Origin of the sequence: Nocardia sp. CA-128927 (genome assembly GCF_050955855.1) — a bacterium.
Taxonomy (GTDB): Bacteria; Actinomycetota; Actinomycetes; order Mycobacteriales; family Mycobacteriaceae; genus Nocardia.
The window spans coordinates 9,571,723-9,585,031 of sequence record NZ_CP192087.1; the positions used below are offsets into that span (position 1 = coordinate 9,571,723).

Annotated in this window: 1 protein-coding gene (cut by a window edge); it reads right to left on the bottom strand. The window is 68.5% G+C overall.

What is annotated here, in order from left to right:
* Positions 1-13,309, bottom strand: partial view of a non-ribosomal peptide synthase/polyketide synthase gene (locus tag ACQPW1_RS44415; RefSeq protein ID WP_433659587.1) — the 3' portion only. The gene runs 11,942 nt beyond the window's last position; the window shows 13,309 of its 25,251 coding nt (coding positions 11,943-25,251); the start codon falls outside the window, past its right edge; its stop codon occupies positions 1-3.

Here is a 13,309-nt window from a genome sequence, read left to right on the forward strand (position 1 = left end):
TCAGGTGCGGTCAGCGTGCTCCAGCAGAGCCGTGAGGACGTGGCCGATCCTGGCCAACGCTGATTCGGTGGTCATTCGCCAGTGCGCGGCGTGCACGGCGTGGTTGTGTACGGTGCCGTCGACGGCATCCGCCCAGGTAGCGGCCCCGGTCGCGCCGGTGGGATCGTCGAGGGCCGCGGTGAAATAGACGAGGTTGCCCTTGTAGGGCCTCGGCCGGTAGCGCGTGATCAGCTGCGGTGCGCGGGCTCCCGCGTCCAGCACCCGGCCCAGCCGCTCGGTGCCGAACGAGGCTAGCGGTTCGGGCAAATCGGCCAGCCGCCGCGCCATTTGGGCGAGGTCCAGGTCGGCGTCGGCGGTTTCTGCGCCGAGCAAGCCACCGAGCAAATCCGCGACGGAAACCCGCGCGGATCCGTCCACTGTGGTCTGTCGCGAGCTGTCCATCATCGCGAGCAGCGCGACATGCTGGCCCGCGTCCTGCAATTGGACCGCGACCGCGTGCGCGAGCACGCCGCCGAGCGACCACCCGAGCAGGTGGTAGGGCCCCTCCGGCTGGACGGCGCGGATCTCGCGCACATAGCGGGCGGCCCAGTCCTCGATCGACTCCGGCAGGGGCGCCGCGGAACTCAGTGCGGGCGACTGGATGCCGTACACGCCGCGCTCCGGGTCGATGTGGGCGGCGAGCCCGGCGAACGACCACGCGACGCCGCCCGCCGGATGGAGGCAGAACAGTGGCTCGCGAGACCCGCCGGACCGCAACGGCAACAGCACGTCGAACGCGGCGGCCTCGTCGACTCTGCCCCGGCCGGACCGGTGTTGCGCCAACTGGGTCACCATGGCCGCCGGTGTGGGCGCGGAGAACAGCCAGACCACCGGAATCGGCTCGCCGAGAGCGGCGCTCAGCCGGGTGGCGAGGCGGGTGGCGAGCAGCGAATTGCCGCCGTGTTCGAAGAAGTTGTCGTCCAGGCCGATCCGGTCGGTGCCGAGCACCTCGGCGAAGCCCGCGCAGAACTGCCGTTCCAGTTCCGTCGCGGGAGCGCGGAACTCGTTGACGCGCACCTCGGGCTTGGGCAACGCGGCCCGATCGACCTTGCCGTTCGCGTTGCGCGGCAGCGTTTCCAGTTGCCGCAGCACCGCGGGCACCATGTAGCTGGGCAGCAGATCGGCCACCGCGGCACGCAGTATGTCCGTATCGACCGCTTCGGTGGCGGTGAAATACCCGACCAGCATGGCGTTCTCGTCGCCGACGTGCTGCGCGACGACGATCGCCTCGGCCACCGCGGGCCGGGACCGCAACGCGTGCTCGATCTCGGCGAGTTCGATGCGGTAACCGCGGACCTTGACCTGGAAGTCGCGCCGCTCGACGTACTCCAGGTTCCCGTCGGCCCCCCAGCGCACCAGATCACCGGTTCGGTACAACCGGGTGCCCCGTGCGCCGAACGGGTCCGCCACGAAGCGCTCAGCGGTCAGTTCGGGCCTGCCGTGGTAGCCGCGGGCCAATTGCGCGCCGCCGAGGTACAGCTCGCCGGTGACGCCGGCCGGGACCGGATGCAGCCGATCGTCGAGCACGTATACGCGGCTGCCGGATTCGGGCGTGCCGATGGGCACCACTGTGTGTCTCGTCACTGCGGCGGTCCGATAGCGCGTCACCGACACCGCGGCCTCGGTCGGCCCGTACAGGTTGTCGATCCGGGCGTCGGTCTGGCCGCTCACCCGATGCACCGTGGTGACGGGCAGCGGTTCACCGATGACGAGCAGCCTGCGCAAGCAGCGCGGCAGCCGATCGCCCGCCGCCTCGGCCAGCATGGCCAGCAGCGACGGCACCAGGGTCACGGTGGTGACCGAGGCCCGGCGGATCAGCTCGAGCACCTGGGCCGGGTCGCGCTGTGCGGCAGCGGGGGCCAGCACGATCCGGGCTCCGGTCCGTGGCGCCCACCAGAATTCCCAGACCGAGAGGTCGAAGGCCGCCGAGGTCATCAGCAAGGTGGCGTCGTCGGCCCCCAGGGCGTATTCCGCTTGCATCCAGGCCAACTGGTGGGCGACGGCGGCGTGCGGAACGGCAACGCCCTTCGGCGTTCCGGTGGAGCCGGAGGTGAAGATGAGATACGCGGTGTTCGACGGCGACAGCGGCGCCGACCGCTCGCTGTCGCGCACCGGCCGTGCGTCGACGGACCGGTCGACCATCGAGACATCCAGCACGACGGCGTGGTTCGACACGGTGACGGGCAGCATCGGATGGGTTGCCGAGGTCAGCACCAGTTCCGGGGCCGCCGCGGTGAGTATCCGCACGGTCCGGTCGAGCGGGTGGGCCGGGTCGAGCGGCAGGTACGCGCCGCCCGCTGTGACCACCGCGTACATGGCGACGAGCAGATCGACGCTACGCGGAATGGCCAGGGCGACCACCGATTCCGGGCCGACGCCGCGGCCGATCAGCACGCGGGCCAACCGGTTCACTCGCGCACCGAATTCGGCGTAGCTGAGCGTATCGGCGTCGTCGACGATGGCCACCGCGTCCGGTGTCCGTGCGACCTGTGCCTCGAAGGCGGAAGTCATTGTGGCAGAGCCGAATTCCTGTTCGACCCGGTTCCACGCGACGAGCATGCGTTCGGACTCCGCCGGGTCGAGCAGAGCCAGGTCGCCGACGGGCAGGTGCGGCGCCACACAGACCCCATCGAGGAGTCGTTGTAGCCGACCGGCGAATCCGGCGACGGTGGTCTCGTCGAACAGCGCGGTCGCGTAGGTAATGGCGGCCGCCATCCCGGTCGGCGTGCCGTCTGCGTCGTAGCGATCGGTGACCACCAGATGCAGATCGAACTGGGCGACCTCGGAGTCGAAATCTGCTGCGGTGGCAGTCAATCCGTCCAATGCGAAGTCGGCGCCGACCTGATTGTGGAATGAGAAGCCGACCTGGAACAGCGGGTGCCGCGCGGTGGACCGCTCCGGGTTCAACACCTCGACCAGACGCTCGAACGGGACGTCGGCATGCGCGAATGCGGCGACGTCGGCGGCACGCACCTGCTCGAGCAACTCGGTGAACCCGTTGCCCGTGTCGACCCTGGCCCGCAGCACGAGCGTGTTCACGAACATGCCGACCAGGTCGTCGAGTTCGGCCGCACCACGCCCGGCGACCGGAGTGCCGACGGCGATGTCCGTGGTGCCGGACAACCGAGCGAGCAGCACCGCGAAGGCGGCGTGCAACACCATGAACAGCGTGGCCCCCGATTCCCGGCCGAGCGTGACCAGATCGGCGTGCGCCCGCGCGTCGATCGCGAAATCGACGTGGCCGCCGCGAGTGGCGACGATGGCGGGCCGCGGCCGGTCGGTGGGCAGGGTCAGTTGGGCGGGCAACCCGGCCAGGGTGTCGGTCCAGAACCGGAGTTGGCGCGAGACCAGCGAATCAGGATCGTCCTCGGTGCCGAGGAGTTCGCGCTGCCAGCGGCTGTAGTCGGCGTATTGGACCGGCAGCGGGGTCCATTCGGGTGCGCGGCCGTGTTTGCGTGCGGCGTAGGCGTCCATCACGTCGCGGGCCAGCGGTACCAGGGACGAACCGTCGGCCGCGATGTGGTGCACGACCACCACCAGCACGTGTTCGCGAGCCACCGCGTCGGCGGCGACCGGCACGAACAGCCGAGCCCGCACCGGAACCGTTTCGGCGACATCGAATCCACCGCCGACGAAGTCCGCGACGGCGGCGGCGAGGTCGTCGGCGGGGACGGCGATGGGCGCGAGCACCGGAATGCCCGACTCCCCTGCCGGGAGCACCACCTGCACCGGGCCCGAGTCGTGCTGCGGGTAGACGGTGCGCAGGACCTCGTGCCGGTCGACCACATCCGCGATCGCCGCATTGAGCGCGGCGATATCGAGATCGCCGGTCAACCGCACTGCCAGGGGGATGTTGTAGGCAGTGGATTGCCGATCGAGACGGTTGAGGAACCACATGCGCTGCTGTGCCAGCGACAGTGGCACCGGGCCGGACTCGGCACGCCATGCCAGCACCGGGCCCGACTGGGCCGCACCGGAAGCGGCGGCGGCGAGCGCAGCGACGGTCGGGTGCTCGAACACCTGCCGCACACCGATACCGACGGCCAGCCTGTTGCCGAGCCGAGCGGCGAGTTGCGTTGCGGTCAACGAGTTTCCGCCGAGCGCGAAGAAGTCGTCGTCGAGCCCGACCGGTCCATCGAGGCCGAGCACATCGGCGATGACGTCGACAACGGCGTGCTCGGTAACGGTCTGGGGAGCACGGAACTCGGCCACCCGGAATTCCGGTTCCGGCAGTGCCTTCCGATCGAGCTTGCCGACCGGGGTCAGCGGGAGTTCGTCGAGCACCATGACGATGGCGGGCACCATGTACGCCGCCAGCGAGCGACCGGCGAAACGCCGCAGCTCTTCTGCGTCTATCGCCCGGCCGACCACATAGGAAACCAGCGACGTCACTCCCGCGGCATCGGTGTGCCCCAGGGTGGCCGCTGCCGCGACCGACGCGTGCGCCGTGAGCACCGCCTCGATCTCGCCGAGTTCGATGCGCAACCCACGTACCTTCACTTGCTGATCCGAGCGCCCAACGTAGCGGATCGCGCCCGCCGTGGTCCACCGCACCAGATCCCCAGTTCGGTACAGCCGCCCACCCTCGGGACCGTGCGGGTCGGCAACGAACCGCCCGGCCGACAGCGCAGGTCGCGCGTGGTATCCCCGGGCCAGGCCGGGGCCGCGCAGGTACAGCTCACCGGTCACGCCGACGGGCACCGGCCGCAGCCGGGCGTCGAGGATCACCGCGGACATACCGTGGATCGGGGTGCCCATGTCGAACGGTTCGTCCGGGTGCAGGCGGGTGCTGATCGTGGTGATGACCGTCGTCTCGGTCGGGCCGTAGGTGTTGTAGAAGGCGCGGTCGATTCCCCAGCGCCGCATCATGTCCGGGCCGTACGACTCGCCGCCGACGGTCAGATGCCGCAGGTCGTCGAGGACGGTCGGGTCCAGGGTGCGCACCACCGCCGGGGTGATGAAGGCGTGCGACACCCGTTGCTCGCGCAGGAGTGTCGTCAGCTCGGCACCGCCGTACACGCCGGACGGTGCGATCACCAGTGCCGCTCCCGCCGACAGCGCGAGCAGCAGTTCGAGCATGGACGCGTCGAAGCTCGGCGAGGCCACGTGCAGGATGCGCGCGGTCGCGGTGATCTCGTATCGATCGCGCTGGGCGCGGGCCACTCCGGCGAGACCGGCGTGGGTCGCGAGCACGCCCTTCGGGGTTCCGGTCGAGCCGGACGTGTAGATCATCCAGGCCGGATTGCCTACGCGCACTGGACGAATCAACTCATCCTCCGCGATCGGACCGGCGCTGGTGTGCCGCATCCTGGCCGCGGTGGCGGGTGCGTCGAGCACCAGCCATTCGGTGTCCGACGGCAGCGCTCGGTGTGATCGGCTCGTCGTAAGTCCGACGACGGCACCGGAATCCGTGAGCATGTGGGTGATGCGCTCTGCCGGGTAGGTGGGGTCTACGGGAACGAACGCGGCACCGGTCTTGGCTACCGCCCACACCGCGAGCAGGGACTCGACCGAGCGCGCGATGGCGATGACGACCACGTCCTCGGCGCATATGCCGTGTCCGATCAGCATCCTGGCCAGGCGTGAGGATTGTTCATCGAGGGCCCGGTAGGTCAGTGTGCGATCCGTTGAGATCAGTGCGGTGGCAGCGGGGTTCATGGCCACGGCGGCGGTCATCAGTTCGGCGAGGGTGCGCGGTTCGACGGGTTCCGCGCCGCGCCTGGCTAGTAGCTCGGCGCGTTCGGCCGGGGCCAAGAGGTCCGCTGCGCCGATCGGCTTATCGGGTTCGTTGGTGAGCGAGCCGAGTAGTCGGCCGAACCGGCGTAGCAGGCCCGCCGCGGTGGCTTCGTCGAAAAGGTCAGTGGCGTAGTCGAGTTCGACGGCGAGGTGGCCGTCGGCATCCGGTTCGGCGGCGACGGTGAACTGCAAGTCGAATCGAGCCACCGGCTCGTCGAATTCGACCGCGGTGAGTTCCAAGCCGGGCACCGAGAAGGTGGCCGCACCGGTATTCAGGTAGCTCAGCGCGACGGTGAAGAGCGGATGCCTGGCCGGGGAGCGTTCGATGCCGAGCTCGTCGACCACGCGCTCGAACGGCACGGTCGCGTTGCCGAATGCGGCCAGGTCGGTGGTTCTGGTCTGGGCGATCAGGTCGGTGAACGATCGGTCGAGATCCGGTCGGGTGCGCAGGACCACGGTGTTGGCGAACATGCCGACCAGGTCGTCGAGGGCGGCGTCACCGCGTCCGGCCACCGGGGTGCCGATGGCGATATCGGTGGAGCCGGATAGTCGGGCCAGCAGCACGGACAAGGCCGCGTGCACCACCATGAATGGAGTTGCGTTGTGCTGCAACGCGATATCGCTCAGCATAGCGGCGATGCCGCCACCGATTCGTGCCCGCACGCTCGCACCGCGCTCGGTGGCCACGGCCGGACGCGGGCGATCCGTTGGAAGTACCAGTTCCGCCGGGAGGTCGCGCAGCGTCTCCGCCCAATACGAGAGTTGTTCTGCTGCTGTCGAATCCAGCACTTCGTTATGCCACAGCGCGTAGTCGATGTACTGGGCAGACAGCTCCGGCCAGTTCGGAGTCGTGTCCAGCACACGCGATAGATAGGCGGACAACAGGTCTCGTAGCAATGGGGTCATCGAATAGCCGTCGGCGGCGATGTGGTGCAGCACCACGACCAGCACGTGTTCGGCGTCGTGTGCGCGCAGCAGCACCGCGCGCGCCGGCATCTCGGTGGTGACATCGAAACCGGCGGCGAGGAATTCGGTGATCCGCTCGGATATCGCCCGCCCGTCGAGTTCTTCGATAGCGAGCGGTATCGGTGTCGGCTCGGCCGGAAGGACCACCTGATGGCCGCTGCCGGTGGCGTCGACGGGATACACCGTGCGCAGCACCTCGTGCCGAGCAACAACATCGGCGAACGCCGCACGCAGCGCTTCTACATCCAGCTCGCCCTCGATGCGCAACGCGACGGGGATGTTGTGGGTGGCCGACGCGGGGTCGAGTCGGTTGAGGAACCACATGCCGCGCTGCACCGGGGCCAGCGGAATCGTCGCCGGGCGCGGGCCCGCGAGCAACGGCACCGACTGTTCCAGCGCCGCAGCCTCATCGGCAATCCGAGCGGCCATGGCGCGCACGGTCGGCGCCTCGAACACCAGCCGAACCGGAACGCGATGGCCGAGGCGGGCGCCGAGCCGGGCGATCACTCGGGTGGCGATCAGGGAGTTGCCGCCGAGGTCGAAGAAGCTGTCGTCGGCGCCGATCGGTCCGGTCGCCAGCACCGCTTCGAAAGCTTCGGCCACCAGACGTTCGGCCGGGGTGATCGGGGCACGGTAGGTGACTCGGTCGAACACGGGTTCCGGCAGTGCTTTTCGATCCAGTTTCCCGGAAGCGTTGAGCGGAAAAGCCTCCAGCACTACGACGGTCGACGGGACCATATAGGACGGCAATGTCTCACCGGCCACGCGCAGCACCTCGGCTTCGGTCACTGCGGCGTGCGTGGTCACGTAGCCGACCAGCTGGTCGCCGGTGCGGGTGGTGACTACGGCTGCGGCGGCTTGGGATACGCCGGGTACGGCGGCGAGGGCCGCTTCGATCTCGCCGAGTTCGAGGCGCTGGCCGCGGAACTTCACCTGGAAGTCGGTGCGGCCCAGGTACATCAGCTCCGCAGCGGCTCCGTGGGTATCCCAGCGCACCAGGTCGCCGGTGCGGTACATGCGCTCACCGGGCGTGCCGAATGGGTTGGCCACGAAGCGATCCGCCGTCAGGTCGGGTCGGCCGTGGTAACCGCGGGCCAGCTGGATACCGGCGAGATACAGCTCCCCCGCGACACCGGGCAGGGTCGGGCGCAGCCGTGAATCCAGCACGTAGACGCGGCTGTTCCACTCCGGATTGCCGATCGGCGGGGTCGTGCCGTCGATGTTGCCGGCGACGTCGCGGTAGGTGATGCTCACCGCCGCCTCGGTCGGGCCGTACAGGTTGTGTAGCTCGGCCTGGCAGACGGCACCGAAGGCCCGCACCGTCTCGGCGGGCAGCGCCTCGCCGATCACGAAGACGGTGCGGAGTGCGGCGAGAGCTGCTCGTAGCCCAGTGGTTTCGATGTGTGCGGCGAAGATACTGAGCATCGAGGGCACGAAATCGGTCACGGTGACGCCGTAGGACTCGATCACCTCGGTCAGGTAGCCGGGGTCGCGGTGGCCGTCCGGGGCGGCCAGTACCAGGGTGGCGCCGATGCGCAGCGGCAGGAAGTAGCCCCAGAGCGATACGTCGAAGGTGGTGGCGGTCTTCTGTAGGTACACGTCCTCGGCGGTGAGCCGGTATTCGGACTGCATCCAGGTCATCTGGTTGACGATCGCGGCGTGGGAGACGCTGACGCCCTTGGGTTTTCCGGTGGAACCGGAGGTGAAGATGACGTACGCCGGGTGCTGTGGGTGGATCGGTGCGATGCGTTCGTGCACGGCGATCGGGTCATCGGTGTAGCCGTCGAGGGCGAGGGCATCCACGCAGATGATCGGGCCGGCGTAGTCGACAGTCGCCCGATCGGCCGTGGCAGTGAGCAGCGCCGCGGGCTGCGCGGTATCGAGGATGTGCGCGATCCGCCGGGCCGGGTGGTCCGGATCGATCGGCACGTAGGCGCCGCCCGCTTTGAGCACCGCGTACATGGCGACGACCAGGTCCACCGAACGCCGGAGCGCCAGAGCTACCAACGATTCCGGGCCGATGTTCGCCGCGATCAGGTGGCGGGCCAGCTGGTTGGTCCTGCGGTCCAACTCGCTATACGTCATCGTCGTCGCGGCGGTGGCGCTGTCGGGGACGTAGATCAGCGCCGGATCGTCCGGTGTCGCCGCGGCCTGGGCCTCGAACTCGTCGAGGAGCATTTCGGCGAGGCAGGCGGTGTGTGCGGAGTCGTTCCACTCGGTGACCACTCGATGCAGCTCGCCGGTGCCGAACAGGTCGATGTCGCCGACCACTTGTTCCGGATCCGCGGTGACGGCACCGAGTAGGCGAAGGAACCGCGAGCCGAAGGTCGCGATGGTGTTCTCGTCGAAGAGGTCGGTGGCGTAGGTGAACCGGAGCGCGTCTTCCGTCACGGTCACCTGGAGGTCGAATGGTGTTGTGTCGTAATTTAACTCGTACTCGGCGACGGTAACCCCCGCCATATCGAGTTCGATGTCGGCGAGATTCTGGAATAACAGCGCGATCTGGAAGAGCGGGTGGCGCGCCTCCGAGCGTGGCGGATCGAGCACCTCGACCAGGCGCTCGAACGGCACCTCCGCATGGGCGAAGGCGTCGAGGTCGCCGTCGCGCACGCGCCGCAGTACTGCGGCGAACGGGTCCGCCCCGGCGACCTCGGCGCGCAGCACCAGGGTGTTGACGAACATGCCGACCAGGTCGTCGAGCGCGGCATCGCCACGGCCCGCGATCGGTGCGCCGATAGCGATGTCGTCGGTGCCGGACAGCCGTGCGAGCAGGGTGGCGAGCGCGGCGTGCACCACCATGAACGGGGTTGCGTCGTAGCGGGCCGCAACGGTTGTTATGCCTTCGCGGACAGCGCTGTCCAGAGTGATTGTCGTGCTGGCCGCCTCGTGGGTGGCGACCGCCGGGCGCGGGCGGTCGGTGGGCAGATCGAGTTGCACGGGCAAGGTACGCAACGCTTGCTGCCAGTAGCGCAGTTGGTGGGCGGCCACCGACGCCGAATCGTCTTCTGCGCCGAGCACTTCGCGCTGCCACAGCGCGTAATCGGCGTACTGCAAGGTCAATTCGGACCAGGCCGGTGCGGTTCTGGTGGCGCGGGCGGCGTAGGCAGCGGCGATATCGCGCGCCAGCGGGGCCATCGAGAAGCCGTCGGCAGCAATGTGATGCACGACGAGGGCGAGTAGGTGTGCACGATCCGCCAACCGGATCAGGCCGATGCGCAGCGGCACTTCGCTGGTCACGTCGAACGGGGTGCCGACGAACTCCGGCAGTGCCGCAGCCGAATCCAGTGTTTGCAGCGGCGGCACGTGCTCGGCTTCGAGGATCCGTTGGTAGCCGGTGCCGTCGATATCCGGGTAGACGGTGCGCAGCGTTTCATGCCTGCCGACCACATCGGCGACAGCGGCGGCCAGCGTATTCGGGTCGAGGTAGCCGGTGAGCCGGACGACGACCGGGATGTTGTGCACGGTGTCGGTCGGGTCGAAGCGGTTGAGGAACCACATGCGCTGCTGTGCGGGTGACAACGGCAACAGTTCGGGGCGTTGGCGTGCGGTGAGTGGTGGTCTGCTGCCGGTGCCGATGTGCCGTCCGGCCCGCGCCGCGAGCCCGGCCACGGTCGGTGCCTCGAACAGCATCCGGACCGGGATCTCGGCGTCGAAGGCGGCGCCGAGCCGGGCCGCGACCTGCGTCGCGATCAGCGAGTTGCCGCCGAGGGCGAAGAAGTCGTCATCGGCGCCGACTTGGTCGAGGCCGAGTAGCTCGCCGATGATGTCGGCGACCGTGCGTTCGGTGTCGGTCGCCGGAGCGCGGTAGGCGGTCGCCGCGAAGACCGGCGCGGGCAGGGCATTGCGGTCGAGCTTGCCGGAGGCGTTGAGCGGGAACTCGGCCAGCGGCATGATCACCGACGGCACCGTGTACGCGGGCAGTTCCGTGCCGAGCACGGATCGCACCCGGTCGGTCTCCACCGAATGCCCCGCGGCGGCAACCACGTACGCCACCAGCCGATCGCCGAGTCGATCGTCGGAATGCAGCACCGCAACGGCCTGCGCGATCGAATCCACCGCTGTCAGCGCCGTCTCGATCTCGCCGAGTTCGATGCGCAGACCGCGCAGTTTCACCTGGAAATCGGTGCGGCCCAAGTATTCCAGTTCACCACTGGTAGTCCACTTGACGAGATCACCAGTCCGATACATCCGGTCGCTGGCGCCGAAAGGATTGGCGACGAACCGTTCCGCCGTCAGATCCGGTCTGGATAGGTAGCCCTGCGCCAGTTGCACACCCGCCAGATACAGCTCCCCCGGCACTCCGACCGGGACCAGCCGCATCCGCGAATCCAACACCAGCAGTTGGGTATTGAAGACCGGCTTGCCGATCGGAACGCACACCACATCGGCATCGGTCACCTCGTGGCAGGTGACGTCGACGGTGGCCTCCGTCGGTCCGTACAGGTTGTGCACCCGCGCTCCGATCACCTCACGCGCCCGCTGCGCGGCCAGCGCGGGCAATGCCTCACCGGAGGCGAATACGTTGCGGAGCGTAATGCACTCGTTTGCCCTTCGCTCGAGAATGAACATCGACAGCATGGCGGGCACGAAATGGGCGGTGGTGACCCGCTCTTCGATGATCAATCGGGCCAGGTAGGCGGGGTCGCGGTGGCCGTCGGGGCGGGCAATCACGAGGCGCGCGCCGATCTGCAACGGCCAGAAGAATTCCCACACGGAAACGTCGAAAGTGGCCGGTGTTTTCTGCAGCACTACATCGTCGGCAGTAAGCCCGTACGTCTGCTGCATCCATAGCAGTCGGTTCACGATGGCGGCATGCGGGATGGCGACACCCTTGGGGCGGCCGGTCGAGCCGGAGGTGAAGATGACATAGGCGGTGTGCGCCGGTGTCAGCACGCCGATCCGATCCAGGTGGGTCAGTGGTGTCGGCGCGTACGCGATGAGATCGAGTCGATCGATCCGGATCTGCCGCGCCGCAACATCATCCAAGTCCAGGCCGGAGGTGAGCACGCACACCGGTCTGGCCGTTTCGAGCACGTGGTCGATGCGCTCGGCGGGATGGTCTGGGTCGAGCGGGACGTATGCGCCACCAGCCACGGTGACCGCGTACATGCCGGTCACCAGGTCGACCGATCGCCGCATGCCCAGCGCCACAAGAGAATCCGGTCCGACGCCCTGGGCAACGAGCCACCGTGCCAAGCGATGCACGCGAGCCGCGAAGTCCGCGTACGACAGGCTGGTGCCCTCGAAGGTCAGCGCGGACGCCTCCGGTGTCCTGGCTACCTGCGCCTCGAACAGTGAGACCAGTGTGTGTCCGGCAGCTACCGGGTGTGCCGTGTCGTTCCAGCGTTCCAGCACGAGCGTGCGCTCTGCGGCGTCCAGCAACTCGACGTCGCCGAGCAGGACGGACGGGTTCGTCACGACAGCTTCGAGCACGCGCACGAACCGGGCCGCGAACGACTCGACGGTGCTGCGTTCGAAAAGGTCTGTCGCGTAGCGCAGCACGGCACGCAGTGCGGTGCCCTTGTCGGCGAGGTGTTCGGTGAGTTCGAGGGCGAGATCGAATTGCGCGACCTGGCTGTCCATCGGGTACGCCGACACCTCGAGCCCCGGCAGTCGCAGCACGGTGTCGCCGCGGTGTTCGAAGGTGAGCAGGGTTTGCACGATCGGGGAATGTGACTGTGCGCGGACTGGATTCAGCTCATCGACGAGTCGTTCGAAGGGGAGATCAGCATGCGCGAAGGCGCGCACATCGGTGTCACGGACCTCCCGCAGCAGTTCGGCGAACGACATGCCGGGCGCTACTCGGGAACGCAGCACGAGCGTGTTCACGAACATGCCGACGAGGTCGTCCAATGCCGCCTCGGACCGGCCCGCGATCGGGGTGCCGATGGCCACGTCGTCCACCCGGGCCAGCCGAGCCAGCACGGTGACGAAGGCGGCGTGGATGACCATGAACGACGAAACACCATGTCTGCGTGCCAGATCCGCAACCGCGCTGGTCAACGCGGTCGGCACGGCGAACTCGAGGGCCGCACCGCGCCCGGAGGCCACGGGCGGGCGGGGCCGATCGGCGGGGAGTTCGAGAACCGGGGCGAGTCCGGCGAGCTCATGGCGCCAGTGCGCGATCTGCGCGGCCAGCAGTGAATCCGGGTCGTCGGCCGCGCCGAGTACCTCGTGCTGCCACAGGGTGAAGTCGGCGTACTGGACCGGCAGCGGACGCCATTGCGGGGCGACACCGGTTGTCCGTGCGGTGTAGGCGACCATGAGATCCCGGGCGAGCGGCGCGGTAGAGACACCGTCCGCGGCGATGTGATGAACCACGACGACCAGCACGTGCTCGTCCGGCGAGACACGGAACAGGCTTGTCCGCACCGGCATCCGGGTGCGCAGGTCGAAGCCGACAGCAGTCACCGCCAGGACCGAGGACGCAAGGTCTGCTTCGATCACGTCCACGGGGTGCAGGTCGAGCTCGGTTACCTCGCCGCCGGTGCGCACCACCTGCGTGGGGCCCGCCTGGTCGGCAGGAAATACGGTGCGCAGCGCTTCGTGCCGGTCGATGACATCGCGC